The organism is Salarchaeum japonicum, from assembly GCF_049705945.1.
GTDB classification, from domain to species: Archaea; Halobacteriota; Halobacteria; order Halobacteriales; family Halobacteriaceae; genus Salarchaeum; species Salarchaeum japonicum_A.
This window is the reverse complement of record NZ_JBNAMV010000004.1, coordinates 1,646,254-1,661,926: the sequence shown is the minus strand read 5'-3', so window position 1 is coordinate 1,661,926 and position 15,673 is coordinate 1,646,254. Positions and strand designations below refer to the sequence as shown.

Genomic DNA, 15,673 nt, shown 5'->3' with positions numbered 1-15,673 from the left:
GGCCTTATGTGACGGCGGTCGGACGTGTCCCGCATGCAGGCACGCGCCCTCCTCGCCGTCCTCCTTCTGCTGGTCGCGGGCTGTTCGGCCCCCACCGCGGACACCACCGTCACGACGACGAGCGGCCCGGCGGACACGACGGACGTGCCGCCGGACGGCCCGCTCGCGTACGAGGACGCGACCATCCCCTACGACGGCCCGCGCGTCTTGGAACGCGTCGAACGCCTCCGCGACCTGAACGCGACCGGGACGATTCGCGTCGAGGAAGCCATGCTGAGGTCCGGCGGCGAGCGCGACATTCGGGATAGCGCGCTCGGCATCGACCCCGCGGGCGCGGTGGCGCTCGGCCTCAAAACGAACGCGAGCGTCCCCGCCGGGAACGTGCTCGGCGTGACGTACAGCGGGCCGCGCGTCGTCCTGCGCGAGAACGTGGACGCCTACCCGCAGGAGTTGGTGCTCGCGCACGAACTCACGCACGCCCTCCAGTACCAGCACGACTTCACCGCCGTGCAGATCGGGACCTCGGGCTTGCTCGACACCGACCGCGCGCTCGCCGTTCGCGCCGTCATCGAGGGCGACGCGCAGGCGACCGCAGTCGCCTACCGGAACCGCTCCCTCTCGAACGCGTCCCTCCCGGTGGTTCCGTTCGGGTCGGTGACGCGCGAGCGCTGGCAGGCCGCGTTCTCGGGGGCCTACTACCACTACGGCTACGAATACATCCGTGAACGGGCGACCACGACCGCCGAGCGGAACGCGGTGCTCCGGTCACCCCCGAACAGCACGCGCGCGCTCCTCCATCCGGGCGTGAACGCGACGAAACCCGCGGTCGCGGACCCGCCGCGCACGAGCGATCTGACGCCGGTCCAGTACGACACCGTGGGTGAACTCGGGATTCGGCTCGCGCTCCGCGCGAACGGCGTCCAGACGGAAGACGCGGCGAGCGCGGCGTTCGGCTGGCGGAACGACCGCATGACGTACTACGACGGTCCGGACGCGCCGGTGCACTGGCGGACGGCGTGGCAGAACGAGAGCGAAGCCGGCGCGTTCGCGGCCGCGTGGCACGGACTGCTCGACTCCCGGAACGCAACGGAAAAAGACGGACTGCTCGTCGTTCCCGCGACGGACACGACCCCGCGGTTCTACACCGCCATCGCGAGCGAGGGCGAGACGGTGACGGTGGTCTCAGGCGTGAACGAAACGTCCGTGCGGGCGCTCGTTCAGGCGTCGTCCTCGCGCAACTCTTCGAGTTCCTCCTCGACCGCTTCCTCGGACACCTCGGATTCGGCGTCCTCCTCCGCCTCGCTCACGCTGCGTTCGCCCTGAACTTCCTCGCGGAGCGTCGCCAGTTCCGCGTCCACCTCGTTCTCGCTTCGCTCCGCGCGGAGTTCCGTCGTGATTTCGTCCTCGCCGGTCGTCGCTTCGAGCGCTCCCCGGTCTTCGAGTTCGTCCAGCGCGGCGGCGCGCGCCTCCATCTCCTCGGTGCGCTCGGTCGCGCGCTCGACCGCCCGATTCACTTCGCCCATCTCCCCGCCGACGCCCGTCAACGCCTCGTTCACCCGGCTCTGCGCTTCCGCGGCGTCGTGGCGCGCCTTCATCGTCTCCTTCTTCGTGCGGAACTCCTCGATGCGCTGGTCGAGCTGTTCTTTCTTCTCCTCCACGTCCGCCTGCGTGCGCTCCAGTTCCGCGAGCTGTTCGTCCAACTCCTTCATCTGCTGGACCTTCGCCTGCTTCTTCTCCAGCGCGCGGCGCGCGAGGTCCTCCCGGTCCTGCCGCATCGCCTCCTCCGCCTGCTGTGCGTGCTTCTCCACGTTCTCGTTCAATCGCGAGCGCTGGGCTTCGAGTCGTTTCTTCTGCGCGGTGAGGTCGGCGAGGCTCTCCCGGACGTTCTGGCGTTCGTCCCGCATCCGCTCGTAGGAGTAATCGAGGGCGTCCTGCGGGTTCTCCGTCCGCCCGACGAGCGCGTTCAGTTTCGACCGGACCGCGTACGAGAGTCGCGAGAGCAGTCCCATACCCCCTCGTTCGTCCTCCACGGTTAAAATTCTCGCCGGCGAACACCACCGCTAACCGTCCGGCCGTCGAGACCCCGCGTATGGGAGAAACCGTGTTCGTACCGGGCGCTCGGCGCGTCGAAGCCACGCTCGACGGCTCGCGGGACGCGGACGCGTGCGTGGTCGCGTGCCCGCCGCATCCACAGCACCGCGGCCACCGCGGCGACGCCCGCCTCAGCGCCGTCAGCGACTACCTCACCGAACGCGACATCGCGTGCCTCCGGTTCGACTACGGGCCCTGGGACGAGGGGCGGGGCGAGCGCGAGGACGCCCGGAACGCGCTCCGATGGGCCGCTGACGGGTACGAGCGCGTGGGCGTGTTCGGGTTCAGTTTCGGCGGCTCGATAGCCGCGCTCGCCGCCGCGACGACCGAAATCGAGGTGTTCGCGGTGAGCCTGCTCGCGCCGACCGCGGAACTCGAATGCGGCCTGAGCGCTGCGGACGCGCTCGACGACATCGTCGTGCCGACGCAGGTCGTGTACGGCGAACGCGACACCACGGCGGACTGGCGGCCGGTCGTCGAGCGCGCCCGCGAAAACGGAATGACCGTCGTCGAACTGTCCGCAGACCACTTCTTCGTCGGGAAGACCGACCAGGTCGCCGAGGCCGCGGGGGAGTTCCTGGTGGCGAGCGTTAGGGCGTGAGGACGGCGCGGAACCTGACCTCGCTCGCGAGCATCCGCTCGTAGGCGTCGCTCGCGTCCGCGAGGTCGAACGTCTCGATTTCGGGCGTCACGTCGCGGAGCGCGCTGAACTCAAGGGTGTCCTGGGAGTCGCGGGCGGTGCCGGACGCCCAGCCGGAGACCGACCCGCGCGTGCCGACGAGCGTGTTCACGTCCACGCCGACCGTCTCCGGCGGGATGCCGACCGCGACGACCTCGCCGTCCGTGCCGAGACCGCCGACCACGGACTCGATGGCGTCCGCGGACGGCGCGGTGGCGAGCACGACGCGCGCACCGCCGAGTTCCTGGAGTGCCGCGGCGGCGTCCTCGCTCTCGGTGTCGACGTAGTGGTCCGCGCCGAGGTCGAGCGCGCGCTCCTTCTTGTCGGTGCCGCGGGAGAGCGCGACGACCTCGAACCCGGCCTCGCGGGCGTACTGAATGCCGAGGTGGCCGAGGCCGCCGACGCCCTGCACGGCGACCAAATCGCCGGGGCGGGCGTCGCTGTTCCGGAGGGCGTTGTAGGTCGTGATACCCGCGCAGAGGAGGGGGGCGGCGTCGGTCGCGTCGAGGCCGTCCGGGACGGCGGCGAGCGCTTCGCGGGGCGCGACCGTGTACTCGGCGTACCCGCCGTCGAAGTCGAGGCCGGTCACGTCGGCGTTCTCGCAGTTGATGAAGTCGCCGCGGCGACACGCCTCGCACGTGAAGCAGTGGCCGCCGTGCCAGCCGACGCCGACGCGGTCGCCCTCGCTCCACTCGGTCACGTCGTCGCCGACCGCGTCGACGCGCCCGACGACCTCGTGGCCGGGCACTCGCGGGTAGTCGATACCGGGCGCGAGGCCTTCCTTCGCCATCGCGTCGCTGTGGCAGACGCCGCACGCGTCCACCGCGACCCGGACCTCGTCGGCGTCCGGGTCTGGCACGGCGGTTTCGACGACGTCGAACTCGCCGCCCGCCTCCGGCACCTGCACCGCGCGCATGGTGTTTTCTGACATCACTCCGAACGTTGTGCGGGCGACACAAAACCCTCCGCGTACCGGCGGCCGCGGTGTCGGCCCGAACCACTAACCGGGGGGCGCTCGCACGCCCGAGTGATGGTCTCGCTCGTGGCGCGCGCGACCGAGTGGCTCGTGTACCGGGGGAACCGGCTGACGGTCACGACCATCGCGGTCGTCCTGCTGTTCTTGCTGTTCGGCCCGGTCGGCCACCTGGTGACGGGCGGTCTCGGGCAGACGCTCTCCCGGCACCAGACGGTGGTGCCGCTCGTGACGACGCTGTTGAGCGGGAACTTCCTCCTCGTCTCCATCGTCGTCTCCGTGAACAGCCTCTTCGTCTCCGGCGAGCAGAACCCGCTCGGCCAGCAGTTCGGCCGCATCCGCTCCGTCTCCCAGTTCCGCCACCGCTTGGAGGACGTGACGGAGTTCGACCACGTGCCCGGGGAGCCGTCGGCGTTCCTGCGCGTGCTCACCGGCGACATCGTGGAGCGCGCGCAGTACCTCGAAGAGCGCATCCCCGCGACCGACCTCGAATTCCGGGAGGACTTCGACGCCTACCTCGACGACCTCGGCCGCGCGACCGCCGACCTGAACGCGAAACTGGACGACGCGGCCGGCCCGCTCGACGTGGTGCTCGCGACGCTCGCGTACGACTACGAGCGCCAAGTGAACGACCTCCAGCGGTTGCGGGCGGAGGGCGACGGCGACCTCCCGGAGTCCGTGGACGAAACCATCGGGGACATGCTCGACCTCCTGCAGTACCTCGCGACCACGAGAGAGTACTTCAAGACGCTCTACTTCCGCCGGGAGTTCGCGAACCTCTCCCGCGACCTCTTCCTCGTCGCGCTTCCCGCCATCGTCGCGATGTCCTTCGTCCTCCTGCACATCGACCAGCTCCCGCGGTCGCACTGGCTGGTCGTCGGCGTGCACGTCGCGTCGCTCGCGCCCATCGTCCTGCTCGGCACGTACATCATGCGCGTGGTCGCCATCGCGAAGCGCACGGAATCCGCGGGCCAGTTCGTCATCTACGACAACTCGAACACGCTCCAAGGAATCCCCCGGGACGCCGAGTAGGCTGTCAACACGGCCCAATCGCCCGGTCTCCGAAACGGTTTAGAGCGGGGATTGCGGACAGACAGTATGCCGACGGAGACCGGATACGACCCATCACTGGGCAACAAATTCGTGTTCGTTACCGGGGGCGTGATGTCCGGCCTGGGGAAGGGTATCACGGCCGCGAGTCTCGGACGACTTCTCTCGAACGCCGGTTTCGACGTGACCGCTGTCAAGGTGGACCCCTACCTGAACGTCGACGCCGGGACGATGAACCCATACCAGCACGGCGAGGTGTACGTCCTGAAGGACGGGGGCGAGGTCGACCTCGACCTCGGGAACTACGAGCGTTTCCTCGACGTGGACATGACCTCCGACCACAACGTCACCACGGGAAAGGTGTACCAGGAGGTCATCGAGCGCGAGCGTGCCGGCGACTACCTCGGGAAGACCGTGCAAGTGATTCCGCACGTGACCGACGACATCAAGCGCCGCATCCGGGAGGCGGCCGAGGGGAGCGACGTGTGCCTCGTCGAAATCGGCGGCACCGTCGGGGACATCGAGGGGATGCCGTACCTCGAAGCGCTCCGGCAGTTCAGTCACGAGCAGGACGACGACGACCTCCTGTTCACGCACGTCACGCTCGTCCCCGATTCGAAGAACGGCGAGCAGAAGACGAAGCCGACCCAGCACTCCGTGAAGGAACTGCGGAGTATCGGTCTCCAGCCCGACATCCTCGTCGGACGGAACCCGAACCGGTTGGAGGAGAGCGTAAAGGAGAAGATCGCGCTGTTCTGCGACGTGCCGACGGACGCCGTGTTCTCGAACCCGGACGTGGAGGACATCTACCACGTTCCGCTGATGCTCGAAGAGGAGGGACTGGACGAGTACGTGATGAGCGAACTCGCCATCGACGGCGACGCGCTTCCCGCGAGCGAGCGGTCGACCGAGTGGCGCGACCTCGTCACGCGCGACACCGAGGGCGACGTCGACATCGCGCTCGTCGGGAAGTACGCGCTGGAGGACGCCTACATCTCGATTCACGAGTCCCTCAAGCACGCCGGCCTGCACGAGCGCGTGGACGTGAACGTCCAGTGGGTGGACTCGGAGAAGATGAACGACGAACACCGCGAACGCCTCGAATCCGCGGACGGCATCGTCGTCCCCGGCGGCTTCGGGAGCCGCGGAATCAAGGGGAAGCTCGAGGCCGTGCGGTACGCCCGCGAGAACGGCGTGCCCTTCCTCGGCCTCTGTCTGGGGTTCCAGCTCGCGGTCGTGGAGTACGCGCGGAACGTCCTCGGACTGGAGGGCGCGCACTCCGCCGAAATCGAGGAGGACACGCCGTATCCGGTCATCGACCTGCTGCCCGAGCAGTACGACATGGAGGACCTCGGCGGGACGATGCGGCTCGGCGCGCACGAGACCGACATCGACCCCGGGACGCTCGCGCACGACGTGTACGGCGAAACCTCCTGTACGGAACGCCACCGCCACCGCTACGAGGTCAATCCCGAGTACATCGACGACCTCACGAGCGACGGCTTGACGTTCAGCGGGCACGCGAATAACCGCATGGAGATTGTCGAACTCGACTCGCACCCGTACTTCCTCGGGACGCAGTTCCACCCCGAGTTCCGGAGTCGCCCCGGCCGCGCCAGCCCGCCGTTCGTCGGGCTGCTGCAGGCGGTGCTCGCGGAGACGGAGGTGACCGCCTGATGGTGGACGTAGACGAGTTCATCGAGGAGGCCAAAGCCGAGATCAGCGACGAACTCGGTGACAGCACGGCCATCATCGCGCTCTCGGGCGGCGTCGACTCGTCGACGGCGGCGGCGCTCGCGTACGAGGCCGTCGGCGAACAGCTCGTGCCCGTCTACGTCGATACCGGCCTGATGCGGAAGGGCGAGACGGAGGAGATCGCGGACGTGTTCGGGTACATGGACAGTCTGCGCGTCGTCGACGCCGCGGACCGCTTCCTCGGCGCGCTCGAGGGCGTCACCGACCCCGAGGAGAAGCGGAAGGTCATCGGCGAGCAGTTCATTCGAGAGTTCGAGACCGTCGCGGGCGAGACGGACGCGGACTACCTCGTGCAGGGCACCATCTACCCCGACCGCATCGAGAGCGAGGGGAACATCAAGAGCCACCACAACGTCGGCGGTCTCCCCGACGCCGTGGACTTCGAGGGTATCGTCGAACCGCTGCGCGACCTCTACAAGGACGAGGTGCGGTCGGTCGCACGCGAACTCGGCCTCGAAGAAGTCATCTCGGAGCGCATGCCGTTCCCCGGCCCCGGACTCGCCGTGCGCGTCGTCGGCGAAGTCACCGCGGAGAAGGTCCGGGTCGCCCGCGAGGCGACGCACATCGTGGAGGACGAACTGGAGGAGTACGAGCCGTGGCAGGCGTTCGCCGCCGTGCTCGGCCGCGCGACCGGCGTGAAGGGCGACAACCGCGTGCACGGCCACGTCGTCGCGGTTCGCTCCGTCGAGAGCCGGGACGGCATGACCGCGCGCGCCCAGGAACTCGACTGGGAGACCCTCCAGCGGTTGCAGAGTCGAATCACGGGCACCGTCGAGGACGTGAGTCGCGTCGTCTACGACGTGACGCACAAGCCGCCCGCCACCATCGAGTACGAATAACAGCGCGGCCGAACCTTCTTCTCGCGGGGCGTTCGAGGCGGCGTATGGACGACCACACGCAGTCGAACCGTCGGCTGTGGAACGAGTGGAGCGACGCCTTCCAAGCGGCGTGGAACGCGGACACGGACGAGGACTTGCCGCCCGCGCCGTCGCCGTTCGAACCGGACGCCCCCGGGTTCGCCGAGCAGTCCCTCGTCGACGTGACCGACATCGAGGACGCGGACTACGTCGAACTCGGCTGCGGCGGCGGCCAGGGAACCGTCGGCGCCGCACGGATGGGTGCGGAGTCCACCGGTTTGGATCTCTCTGAGGAACAGCTCGGGCACGCGCGCCGCCTCCGCGACTTCTACGGCGTCGACGCCGGATTCGTGCAGGGCGACCTGACCGACCTTCCGTTCCCGGACGACAGCTTCGACCTCGCGTCCTCGGAGGCGGCGTTCCAGATGGTCGAAGACCTCGGCCGCGCGCTCGCGGAAGCCCACCGCGTCCTCCGGCCCGGCGGCGTGTTCGTGCTCAGCGTCCCCCACCCGCTGTACGAGGCGTTCGACGCCGAGACCGCGACCGTCGAGGACGACTACCTCGACCCCGGGCCGCGCGAACTCACCATCGACGAGGAGTACGCGACCCCGCTCACGGTGTTCAACCGCCCGATAGACGCCCGGTACAACGCGTTGGTCGACGCCGGGTTCAACGTGCATCGGTTGGTCGAACACCAGCACCCGCACGTCGCGGAGAACGAACCGGGCGCTCGCGACCTGCCGGAGGCGCTCTGGCGGATTCCGCGGAGCGTGCGGTTCTGGGCGGTCGCGTAGTCGACGCCAGATTCATATCTACCGGGCGCTGACTCCCGAGTATGAAGGCAATTCTCGTTGGCCCCGACCGCGGACTCGGCGACGCGCTCGCCGAACAGGGCGTGTCGGTCGAACGCATCGACCTCGGGAGTGCCGCGGAACTGGAGTCGGCGGGCGTCGCGGACGCGGACATGCTGATTCTCACCGACGTGGGCGAGTCGACCGCGGTGTCGGTCGCGCTGGAGCTGAACGACCGCTTGAAGACCGTCGTCTACTCGCCGGACACGATTCCGGAGTTCGTACGCGGCCAGCTCGACCTCGCGCTCGACACCGAACTCCTCGACGCGGACCTCGTCGCGGAGGAACTCGTCGGCGGCGTCGAAGCCTAAGTAGCTCCGCGCCCACGCGCCGGTATGGACGTACACGACCTCGACTTCGCGCCCGACGCGGGCGAAGTGAAGACCACGGAACTGTATTACTCAGAGGACGTTCTCGTGAAGGCGTTCGCGCTCGGCCCCGGTGGCGAACTCAGTCCGCACGAGCATCCCGGGCAGACAAACTCATTTCACGTCGTCGAGGGGTCGGTCGTCGTCGTACAGGGCGACGACGAGCAGTCCGTGGACGCGCCGAGCGTCGTCGTCCACGAACCGGGCGTTCCGCACGGCGCGCGCAACGAGAGCGACGACATCGCGGTGTTCACGGCGACGATGGCGCCGATGGGTTAGAGTCGGACCGCCGTCGGCCGGTCCTCTCCGGGTTCGTCCACGGCCGCGGCGTACGGGCTGACGTGCTCCCAGCAGACGAACTTGCTCACGCGTTCGGGTTCGTAGAGGAAGAAGTCGGCGTCGCTCGAACACATCTCGCAGGTCGGCGTCGCCTCGCGCTCCTCGAGGATTCCGGCGAGCACGGACTCGGCCTCCCGCGGCATACCACAGTGTTCGCCGCCACCTCCTATAAACGCTCGTCCGAGCGCAGGCGCTCCAGCACGGGAATTTCCGCGATTCGCTCCTCGCCCAGTTCGTCCCAGTCCACGCCCGCGGGCCGCTCGTAGGGCGTCTCGGTATCGAGGGTGCGCTCGGGCGTCACCACGAGGTCCATCGGCACGTCGTGCTCGTCGGGCGTGACGGCGTCGACCACCTGAAGTTCGTGGACGGTGGTGACGACGGTCGTCTCGTCGGCTGTGCTCGCGGTTTCACCGCTCGCCGTTCGGTCGCACCCGACGGGAGCCACCAGCCCTAGCTCGCGCAGTATCGCGTATTCGAGGTCGCTGTACCCCTCCCCTTTTCCGATGCGTGCGCCGTCCTCGGTGACGGCGACGCTCCCGGACACCACGAGGTCGATTTCGGGTACTTCGTCCGGGCCGACCTGGTCGGCGTAGTCGTCCACGTTCGAGAGTGCGGGCGCGCTGTCGTAGTTCTCGGGGTCGATGGCGTCGGGGTCGAGTTCGAGGAAACACTGCTCGTCCCGGAGTCGGGGGACGGCCATGTAGACGGTTTTGCCGTCGCGGAGCGCGCGCCGCCGAACGGGGAGCTGTGGGGCGTCCGGGTTCGCCTTCACCACGTCGGCGTCCCGCCACGCGTCGGTGTCGGCGAGGCGGTCGGCGGCGGTCTCCGCGCCCGCGAAGTTCGGGATGCGGCCGTGCGGCGGGAACGGGAAGCGCGCCACCCCCTGCTCGTCGAGGGCGTCCCAGACGCGCTCGCGAATCGCTTGCTTGTCGGTCACTCCTCGCCCTCCGCTTCGCCTTCCACCTCACCCTCGTCCTCCTTTGCGAGACCCGCGAGGTGCGGGGTTTCGGGGACGATGATTTCCTCCGCGCCGAGCGTGGCGGCGTTCTCGCTTCCGGGAAGACAGAAGACCGGGACGCCGTCCGCGACGCCGGCGAGCGCGCGCGTGCCGACGACTCGGGTGCCGATGTCGTCGTAGGAGAGTCGGCGGAACAGTTCCCCGAACCCGGGGAGGCGTTTCTCGAGGAGCGGCCGCACCGCCTCGACGGTCCGGTCGTCGGGCGTGACGCCCGTGCCGCCCGTGGTGACGACCACGTTCACGTCATCGCGGCCGACCAAGCGGTTCACGATGGCCTGCACGCGGTCGTAGTCGTCGCGCACCAGTTCACGGGTGACGACCTCGTGCCCGTCGGCCTCGAACGCCGCCGCGATGGCGTCCCCGCTCGGGTCGTCGTCCAGACTCCGCGACGACGACACCGTCACGACGCCCACGCCGACCGCGGCGAGGTCCCCGGCGTGATGGTGCCCGTGGTCGTGATGTTCGTGGTTGTCGCCGTGGTCGTCCTGTCCGTGCCCGTGGTCGTCGTGATGGTCGTTCTGTTCGCCATCGCCGTCTGTCGGTTCGGCGTCGTCCGCGTCGGTCGTGTCGGGGGACTGGGAGTCGGCCATACGGGCCGTGGGGGCGGGCGCGGCATAATACGTGCCATAGAGTTTTGATGCGATGGCGCGAAGACGCCGGGTGTGAAAGCAGTTCAGTTCGCGGAGCACGGCGATAGGGACGTCATCGAGTACCGCGACTTCCCCGACCCGGAGGCAGGCCGGGGCGAGATCGTGGTGGACGTGAAGGCGGGCGCGCTGAACCACCTCGATATCTGGACGCGAAAGGGGATGCCGGGCCTGGACCTCGACATGCCACACATCCCGGGGAGCGACTGCGCGGGCGTCGTCGCGGAGGTCGGGGAGGGCGTGACACGCTTTTCCGAGGGCGACCGGGTCGCGTTGCTCGCGGGCGTGAGTTGCGGGGAGTGCGAGTTCTGTCGGGACGGCGAGCACTCGCTGTGTTCGTCCTACCACATCATCGGCGAGCACGTCCGCGGCGTCCACTCAGAACAGACAGTCGTGCCGGAGGAGAACCTCGTGCCGGTGCCCGAGCACGTGGACTGGGAGACGGCGGCGGCCGCGCCGCTCGTGTTCCAGACGGCGTGGCGGATGCTGCTCACGCGCGGCGAGGTCAGTCCGGGCGAGAAAGTGCTCGTGCTCGGCGCGAGCGGCGGCGTCGGCCACGCGGCCGTGCAGGTCGCGAAGCACGCGGGCGCGGAGGTGTACGCCACCGCGTCCAGCGAGGAGAAACTCACGTACGCCGAGGAGATCGGCGCGGACCACACCATCGACTACGAGGCGAACGACTTCGCGAGTCGGATTCGAGACCTGACCGGGAAGCGCGGCGTGGACGTGGTAGTGGACCACGTGGGCGCGGCGACCTGGCAGGACAGCCTGAAGTCGCTCGCGAAGGGCGGGCGCGTCGTCACCTGCGGCGCGACGACCGGCGGCCGCCCGGAGACGGACATCAACCGCATCTTCTGGAACCAACTGAAAGTCATCGGCTCGACGATGGCGACCCTCGGTGAGGCCGACGACGCCCTCGAAAAAGTGTGGGACGGAACGTTCGAACCGCGGGTTCGGGAGGTCTTGCCGATGAGCGAGACGGCGCGCGCGCACGAACTGCTGGAGAACCGCGAAGGCTTTGGGAAGGTGGTGGTAAAACCCGATAGCGAATACTGATGGCGCACGAACCACAGGAGGCGCAGGCCGAGACGCCGCTCACGGACCGACAGTCGTGGGCGATAATCGCGATGCTCGTGTTCTGCCTGCTCGTTATACCCGGGGCCATACTGCTCGGCGGGACGCTCAGCCCGCTCGGACTGACGTGGATAGATTCGCTGGTCGCACTCCCGATGATTCCCGCGGTCTTGTTCGCGCTCGTGGGCGTCTGGACCGCCGTGCGGCGATAGCTACCAGTCGATGCGTTCTTTGTCCCGCCAGAACGCGCCCGACGGACCCTCGGGTTCGAGCGACGCGAGCCACACCGGCGTCTCCGCGCCCTTCTCGACGGACCGGTCGGCGTCCTCGCCGCCCATGTCGGTCCGGACGTAGCCGGGGCAGACAGAGTTTGCCAGCAAGCCGTTCTCGTTGTACTCGCCGTGCAAGTACGTGGTGAGGCCGTTCAGTCCCGTCTTCGAGACGCGGTAGGCGGGACTGGAGCCGTCCATGTCCGAGAGCGCACCCATTCCCGAGGAGATGTTGACGACGCGCCCGCCGTCGTTCTGGATGAGGAGCGGGACGGCGTGCTTGCAGACGACCATCGGCCCGCGGAGGTTCACCGCGAGCGTGCGGTCGATTTCGGGGGTCGGTTCCGCGACGATGTCGTTCCCGAACTCGCCGACGCCCGCGTTGTTCACGAGGATGTCGAGGCGGCCGACCTCGGAGTAGATGCCGTCGACGGCGGCCTCGATGTCGCCCTCCTGCGTCACGTCGAGGAGGACGCGTTCGGTGTTCTCCGGCGTTTCATTACCTGAACTCCGGGAGCCGGCGTACACTGTCGCGCCCTTCTCCGCGAGACGGCGCGCGATTTCCGCGCCGAGCCCGCGGTTCGCGCCGGTGACGAGCGCGACCTGTCCCGAGAGGTCGTCGTACGTATCGACCATACGGGAGGAGGGGCGGGCGGACACTACTCAGTTTTGGACTGTGACGGTCTCGCGCTCGAAGGCGTCGCCGGTCCACGTCCACGCGCCCACGAAGGGCGGGCGGCCGGCGAGCGACACGAGGAGATACCGATAGTCGGGCCACGCGGCCGCCTCGCGGTCCCGGTCGCTCATCTCGGCGGGACCGGCGGGATGCGAGTGGTAGAACCCCACGACCTCCCGGTCGTGGTCGGCGGCGGTCTCGAAGACGCGGAGCTGTTCGGTCGGATCCATCTCGTACGCGACGCGGGGTGCGTCGGCGACGTTGCGAACGCGGTGGGCGACCGACGCGGTCGCGGTGTCCTCTTCGACGGTGCCGACAAGGATGCCGCAGGCCTCGCGCGGAGCGTCCTCGCGGGCGTGCGCGAGCACGTCGTCGTAGACGCCGCCGCCGAGGACGAGCATACCCAAAGTAGGGGGTGTGGGTGGAAAAGCCTACTCGAAGTCGCGGCGCATCGCGATTTCGAACCACGGACAGAGGTCGATCTGGCGGTACTGTCGGGGGTTCTGGTGGAGGTCCTCGTAGTTCGCCCAGAGGATGCCGCCGACCTCGTCGGGGTCGGGGTCGAGGGTGGTGTCCGAGAGGGTTGCCTGAAGGACGGCGCAGACCTCCCACTCGACGCCGTCGTTCATGTAGTGGCGCTTGTACTCGAATCGGTCGGTGACTTCGAGGTCGTCGTACTGGTCGGGCGAAATCCCCAACTCCTCTTCGAGGCGTTCGCGCGTCGCCTCCTTCTGGCTCTGGCCGTCGACGGGGTGACTGGCGACGGTGCCGTCCCAGCAGGTGTCCCAGAGGCGTTTGCGGGCGGCACGCTGCGCGAGGAGGACGCGGCCCTGTTCGTCGAAGAGGATGCAGGTGAAGGCGCGGTGGCGGATGCCGTCGCCGGTGTGTGCGTCGAGCCGGTTCGCGAGGCCAGTTCGTTCGTCGTCGGGCGTGACCGTGACGACGTCTTGTTCCGCGTTCTCGACTTCCTCCGGCGTGCGTACGTCCGCGTCGGCCGCTGTGTCGCTCATACAGGGGACAGGGAGGGCAGCGGGAATAGAACTTCGGATGTTCAGCCGAGTTTCTCGTCGAGTATCAGGCGCGTCTTCGTCTCCACGACCTCGTCCTGCTCGCGGGCTTTCGTGATGAGTTGGTTCACGCGCGTGGTGTCCGCGGCGTCGACGACGAGGACGATGTCGAGTTCGCCGGAGACCTGCCAGACGAAGTCGACTTCGTCCCAGTCGGTCATGCGGTCGCCGACGGAGTGCGTGTCCACGTCCATCGCGACGGAAACCTCTATCATCGCCTTCACGTTCCCGGTGCGGGTGGAGACGGTGAATCGTTCGATGACGCCGTCGTCGCGGAGTCGGTCGACGCGGTTCCGGACGGTGCCCTCGCTCACGTCGAGCGTGCTCGCGATTTCCGTGTAGGGCGTTCGGGCGTCCCGTCGGAGGATGTCGAGTATCTCCCGGTCGAGGTCGTCCATACGAACGGAACCATCCCCACACCCAATAGATTTGCGAATTTCGTAACTGAGTTACGAAGGTAAGGACTAAGTGCCGTTGGTTCGTTTGAATCTCGTAATGCCGGACGCATACCTCGCGCTCGAAACGGGGGACATCGTCGAAGCCCGCGCCCGCTCACCGGGCCGCGCGCAGGGTGAACTCGTGTTCACCACCGCGTACACGGGCTACGAGGAGTCCCTGACCGACCCCTCCTACGAGGAACAGGTTCTCACGTTCGCCTACCCGCTCATCGGAAACTACGGGGTCCGAGCCGAGCGATTCGAGTCCGACCGCGTCCACCCGAGTTCCGTCGTCGCGCGCGAACTCACCGACGACGTGGCCGAGTGGCTTCAGTCCGAGAACGTGCCCGCCGTCGACCACGTCGACACCCGCGACCTCGTGCTCGACATCCGCGAGGGCGGCGCGATGAAAGTCGGTATCGCCGCCGGTCCCGACGCCAGCCCCGAGGCCGCGAAGGAGGAGCTCGCCGACTGCCCCGGGATGTCCGACATCACGGACATCGGCGCGCAGGTCAGCGTCACCGAACCCGAACACCACCCGGGAAGCGGGCCGAGCGTCGCGCTCGTCGACTGCGGCGCGAAGGGCTCCATCGTGGACTCGCTCGCCGCGCGGAACGCAGAGGTCCACGTCCTCCCCTACGACACGACGCCCGCGGAGGTCCGCGACCTCGACCCCGACATCGTCTTCGTCTCGAACGGCCCCGGCGACCCCGAGAACTTCGAGGCCGCCGAACACCTCGTGGACGACCTCGTCGGCGAGTACCCGTTCGCGGGCATCTGCCTCGGCCAGCAGGTCGTCGCGAACGCCCTCGGCGGGAGCACGGAGAAGATGGCGTTCGGCCACCGCGGCGTGAACCAGCCCGTGCGCGACCTCCGGACGGACAAGGTCGTGATGACGACGCAGAACCACGGCTACACGGTCGCCGAACCCGGCGACCTCGACGTGACCCAGGTGAACGTCAACGACGACACCCCGGAAGGCCTCGAATCGGACGAACTCGACGTCATCACGCGCCAGTACCACCCCGAAGCCCACCCCGGCCCCCACGACTCCCTGGGCTTCTTCGACGACGTGCTCGACCTCGCGGAATCCCGCGCGCCCGTCAGCGCCGACTGACTCGTTATTCGCCGTCGAGCGGGTCGCCGCGCCGGTCGATTCGCGTGGCCGGCAGTCCCGCGCGGTCGGCGTGTTCGCGAACTGCTGCTTCGTTCTCGGCCCGGTAGTGACAGAACGTTCCGGCGACGTTGCCGTCCTCGGTTTTCATCACTTCCGAGTCGACCCATTCGATGCCGACGCCTTCGTCGCGGAGCGCCTGCAGTGCCTCGCCGGACTGTTCGCCGGCCGCGTCGAGTTCTGCGTCCGTGATCGGTTCGTCGAGTTCGCGGAGGATGAGGAAGTCCTCTAGCTCCTGTTCATTCGCGGACATCCCATCGGATGGTGAAAAACGAGATATATAAATTGTCGGGTGGGTCCGGGCGGCAGGTCGTGAAAACGCGCCCAACACGACCGCACGCCGCTCGG

Annotated in this window: 21 protein-coding genes; 11 read left to right on the top strand and 10 right to left on the bottom strand. The window is 68.3% G+C overall.

All coding sequences use genetic code 11. From position 1 onward, the window contains the following. Positions 1-33: 33 nt before the first annotated feature. Positions 34-1,323 (top strand): hypothetical protein, encoded by a 1,290-nt coding sequence (locus ACOZ4O_RS10755; protein ID WP_424525311.1) that lies wholly within the window; start codon positions 34-36, stop codon positions 1,321-1,323. Here ACOZ4O_RS10755 and ACOZ4O_RS10750 read toward each other — a convergent pair. Then, positions 1,218-2,009, bottom strand: a complete 792-nt coding sequence (locus ACOZ4O_RS10750) for a PspA/IM30 family protein (RefSeq protein ID WP_424525310.1) — start codon at positions 2,007-2,009, stop codon at positions 1,218-1,220. The two genes, ACOZ4O_RS10755 and ACOZ4O_RS10750, sit on opposite strands and share 106 nt — an antisense overlap. 80 nt (positions 2,010-2,089) lie before the next feature. Between ACOZ4O_RS10750 and ACOZ4O_RS10745 the strand changes: the two genes are divergently transcribed. Then, a complete protein-coding gene (locus ACOZ4O_RS10745; RefSeq protein WP_424525309.1) occupies positions 2,090-2,692 on the top strand; it encodes an alpha/beta hydrolase in 603 nt (200 codons plus the stop codon). Here the strand turns inward: ACOZ4O_RS10745 and ACOZ4O_RS10740 are convergent. Next, positions 2,682-3,686 carry an alcohol dehydrogenase gene (locus ACOZ4O_RS10740; protein ID WP_424526168.1) on the bottom strand — a complete coding sequence of 335 codons (1,005 nt, stop codon included), beginning with the start codon at positions 3,684-3,686 and terminating at the stop codon, positions 2,682-2,684. The genes ACOZ4O_RS10745 and ACOZ4O_RS10740 overlap by 11 nt on opposite strands. A 114-nt stretch (positions 3,687-3,800) precedes the next feature. On the opposite strand from ACOZ4O_RS10740, the gene ACOZ4O_RS10735 reads away from it, so the two are divergent. From ACOZ4O_RS10735 to ACOZ4O_RS10710, 6 genes are all read left to right on the top strand, one after another. Then, positions 3,801-4,775 (top strand): hypothetical protein, encoded by a 975-nt coding sequence (locus ACOZ4O_RS10735; protein ID WP_424525308.1) that lies wholly within the window; start codon positions 3,801-3,803, stop codon positions 4,773-4,775. Positions 4,776-4,841: 66 nt separating this feature from the next. Next, positions 4,842-6,470, top strand: coding sequence for a CTP synthase (locus tag ACOZ4O_RS10730; protein ID WP_424525307.1), 1,629 nt, complete (start codon positions 4,842-4,844; stop codon positions 6,468-6,470). Next, positions 6,470-7,387: a glutamine-hydrolyzing GMP synthase gene (gene guaA / locus ACOZ4O_RS10725; RefSeq protein ID WP_424525306.1), complete on the top strand. Its 918-nt coding sequence runs from the start codon at positions 6,470-6,472 to the stop codon at positions 7,385-7,387. The genes ACOZ4O_RS10730 and guaA overlap by 1 nt, the downstream gene beginning before the upstream one ends. A 44-nt stretch (positions 7,388-7,431) precedes the next feature. After that, a complete protein-coding gene (locus ACOZ4O_RS10720) occupies positions 7,432-8,199 on the top strand; it encodes a class I SAM-dependent methyltransferase (RefSeq protein WP_424525305.1) in 768 nt (255 codons plus the stop codon). Positions 8,200-8,240: 41 nt separating this feature from the next. Then, a complete protein-coding gene (locus tag ACOZ4O_RS10715) occupies positions 8,241-8,567 on the top strand; it encodes a DUF7126 family protein (RefSeq protein WP_424525304.1) in 327 nt (108 codons plus the stop codon). A 24-nt stretch (positions 8,568-8,591) separates the two neighbouring features. After that, positions 8,592-8,903 (top strand): cupin domain-containing protein, encoded by a 312-nt coding sequence (locus tag ACOZ4O_RS10710; RefSeq protein ID WP_424525303.1) that lies wholly within the window; start codon positions 8,592-8,594, stop codon positions 8,901-8,903. On the opposite strand, the gene ACOZ4O_RS10705 is transcribed toward ACOZ4O_RS10710, so the two are convergent. Genes ACOZ4O_RS10705 through ACOZ4O_RS10695 form a run of 3 tightly spaced genes read right to left on the bottom strand, consistent with a single transcriptional unit; the run spans position 8,900 to position 10,571 of the window. Then, entirely contained in the window at positions 8,900-9,106 is a 207-nt protein-coding gene (locus ACOZ4O_RS10705) for a hypothetical protein (RefSeq protein ID WP_424525302.1), read from the bottom strand. The genes ACOZ4O_RS10710 and ACOZ4O_RS10705 overlap by 4 nt on opposite strands. Before the next feature lie 23 nt (positions 9,107-9,129). Then, the gene (locus tag ACOZ4O_RS10700) at positions 9,130-9,900 is read right to left on the bottom strand and encodes a 5-formyltetrahydrofolate cyclo-ligase (RefSeq protein ID WP_424525301.1); all 771 of its coding nucleotides are present in this window, start codon (positions 9,898-9,900) and stop codon (positions 9,130-9,132) included. Then, positions 9,897-10,571: a MogA/MoaB family molybdenum cofactor biosynthesis protein gene (locus ACOZ4O_RS10695; RefSeq protein WP_424525300.1), complete on the bottom strand. Its 675-nt coding sequence runs from the start codon at positions 10,569-10,571 to the stop codon at positions 9,897-9,899. Before ACOZ4O_RS10695 ends, ACOZ4O_RS10700 begins: the two co-directional genes overlap by 4 nt. Positions 10,572-10,643: 72 nt before the next feature. On the opposite strand from ACOZ4O_RS10695, the gene ACOZ4O_RS10690 reads away from it, so the two are divergent. Further along, positions 10,644-11,684 (top strand): zinc-binding dehydrogenase, encoded by a 1,041-nt coding sequence (locus ACOZ4O_RS10690; protein WP_424525299.1) that lies wholly within the window; start codon positions 10,644-10,646, stop codon positions 11,682-11,684. Then, complete coding sequence (locus ACOZ4O_RS10685; RefSeq protein WP_424525298.1) at positions 11,684-11,914, top strand: hypothetical protein; 231 nt, start codon at positions 11,684-11,686, stop codon at positions 11,912-11,914. Before ACOZ4O_RS10690 ends, ACOZ4O_RS10685 begins: the two co-directional genes overlap by 1 nt. Here the strand turns inward: ACOZ4O_RS10685 and ACOZ4O_RS10680 are convergent, their stop codons facing one another. The 4 genes from ACOZ4O_RS10680 to ACOZ4O_RS10665 are packed head-to-tail and all read right to left on the bottom strand — an operon-like array spanning position 11,915 to position 14,112. After that, entirely contained in the window at positions 11,915-12,607 is a 693-nt protein-coding gene (locus ACOZ4O_RS10680) for an SDR family NAD(P)-dependent oxidoreductase (RefSeq protein WP_424525297.1), read from the bottom strand. It lies immediately after the preceding gene. A gap of 27 nt (positions 12,608-12,634) precedes the next feature. After that, on the bottom strand, positions 12,635-13,048 hold the full coding sequence (locus ACOZ4O_RS10675) for a desampylase (RefSeq protein WP_424525296.1): 414 nt from the start codon (positions 13,046-13,048) through the stop codon (positions 12,635-12,637). Positions 13,049-13,078: 30 nt separating this feature from the next. Further along, positions 13,079-13,657, bottom strand: a complete 579-nt coding sequence (gene idi, locus ACOZ4O_RS10670) for an isopentenyl-diphosphate Delta-isomerase (RefSeq protein ID WP_424525295.1) — start codon at positions 13,655-13,657, stop codon at positions 13,079-13,081. A gap of 41 nt (positions 13,658-13,698) precedes the next feature. Further along, positions 13,699-14,112: an Lrp/AsnC family transcriptional regulator gene (locus ACOZ4O_RS10665; protein ID WP_424525294.1), complete on the bottom strand. Its 414-nt coding sequence runs from the start codon at positions 14,110-14,112 to the stop codon at positions 13,699-13,701. A 97-nt stretch (positions 14,113-14,209) separates the two neighbouring features. On the opposite strand from ACOZ4O_RS10665, the gene carA reads away from it, so the two are divergent. Next, the gene (gene carA, locus ACOZ4O_RS10660) at positions 14,210-15,268 is read left to right on the top strand and encodes a glutamine-hydrolyzing carbamoyl-phosphate synthase small subunit (RefSeq protein ID WP_424525293.1); all 1,059 of its coding nucleotides are present in this window, start codon (positions 14,210-14,212) and stop codon (positions 15,266-15,268) included. Positions 15,269-15,272: 4 nt separating this feature from the next. Here the strand turns inward: carA and ACOZ4O_RS10655 are convergent, their stop codons facing one another. Next, a complete protein-coding gene (locus ACOZ4O_RS10655) occupies positions 15,273-15,578 on the bottom strand; it encodes a DUF4242 domain-containing protein (RefSeq protein ID WP_424525292.1) in 306 nt (101 codons plus the stop codon). Between the last annotated feature and the right edge of the window lie 95 nt (positions 15,579-15,673).

What these genes read in the sequence shown, in the direction of transcription:
- ACOZ4O_RS10680 (WP_424525297.1), bottom strand. Translation starts at nt 12,607, where the DNA reads ATGGTCGATACGTACGACGACCTCTCGGGACAGGTCGCGCTCGTCACC.
- ACOZ4O_RS10715 (WP_424525304.1), top strand. Translation starts at nt 8,241, where the DNA reads ATGAAGGCAATTCTCGTTGGCCCCGACCGCGGACTCGGCGACGCGCTC.
- guaA (WP_424525306.1), top strand. Translation starts at nt 6,470, where the DNA reads ATGGTGGACGTAGACGAGTTCATCGAGGAGGCCAAAGCCGAGATCAGC.
- ACOZ4O_RS10750 (WP_424525310.1), bottom strand. Translation starts at nt 2,009, where the DNA reads ATGGGACTGCTCTCGCGACTCTCGTACGCGGTCCGGTCGAAACTGAAC.
- ACOZ4O_RS10755 (WP_424525311.1), top strand. Translation starts at nt 34, where the DNA reads ATGCAGGCACGCGCCCTCCTCGCCGTCCTCCTTCTGCTGGTCGCGGGC.
- ACOZ4O_RS10665 (WP_424525294.1), bottom strand. Translation starts at nt 14,112, where the DNA reads ATGGACGACCTCGACCGGGAGATACTCGACATCCTCCGACGGGACGCC.
- carA (WP_424525293.1), top strand. Translation starts at nt 14,210, where the DNA reads ATGCCGGACGCATACCTCGCGCTCGAAACGGGGGACATCGTCGAAGCC.
- ACOZ4O_RS10705 (WP_424525302.1), bottom strand. Translation starts at nt 9,106, where the DNA reads ATGCCGCGGGAGGCCGAGTCCGTGCTCGCCGGAATCCTCGAGGAGCGC.
- ACOZ4O_RS10710 (WP_424525303.1), top strand. Translation starts at nt 8,592, where the DNA reads ATGGACGTACACGACCTCGACTTCGCGCCCGACGCGGGCGAAGTGAAG.
- ACOZ4O_RS10675 (WP_424525296.1), bottom strand. Translation starts at nt 13,048, where the DNA reads ATGCTCGTCCTCGGCGGCGGCGTCTACGACGACGTGCTCGCGCACGCC.
- ACOZ4O_RS10730 (WP_424525307.1), top strand. Translation starts at nt 4,842, where the DNA reads ATGCCGACGGAGACCGGATACGACCCATCACTGGGCAACAAATTCGTG.
- idi (WP_424525295.1), bottom strand. Translation starts at nt 13,657, where the DNA reads ATGAGCGACACAGCGGCCGACGCGGACGTACGCACGCCGGAGGAAGTC.
- ACOZ4O_RS10685 (WP_424525298.1), top strand. Translation starts at nt 11,684, where the DNA reads ATGGCGCACGAACCACAGGAGGCGCAGGCCGAGACGCCGCTCACGGAC.
- ACOZ4O_RS10745 (WP_424525309.1), top strand. Translation starts at nt 2,090, where the DNA reads ATGGGAGAAACCGTGTTCGTACCGGGCGCTCGGCGCGTCGAAGCCACG.
- ACOZ4O_RS10655 (WP_424525292.1), bottom strand. Translation starts at nt 15,578, where the DNA reads ATGTCCGCGAATGAACAGGAGCTAGAGGACTTCCTCATCCTCCGCGAA.
- ACOZ4O_RS10735 (WP_424525308.1), top strand. Translation starts at nt 3,801, where the DNA reads ATGGTCTCGCTCGTGGCGCGCGCGACCGAGTGGCTCGTGTACCGGGGG.
- ACOZ4O_RS10740 (WP_424526168.1), bottom strand. Translation starts at nt 3,686, where the DNA reads ATGCGCGCGGTGCAGGTGCCGGAGGCGGGCGGCGAGTTCGACGTCGTC.
- ACOZ4O_RS10695 (WP_424525300.1), bottom strand. Translation starts at nt 10,571, where the DNA reads ATGGCCGACTCCCAGTCCCCCGACACGACCGACGCGGACGACGCCGAA.
- ACOZ4O_RS10720 (WP_424525305.1), top strand. Translation starts at nt 7,432, where the DNA reads ATGGACGACCACACGCAGTCGAACCGTCGGCTGTGGAACGAGTGGAGC.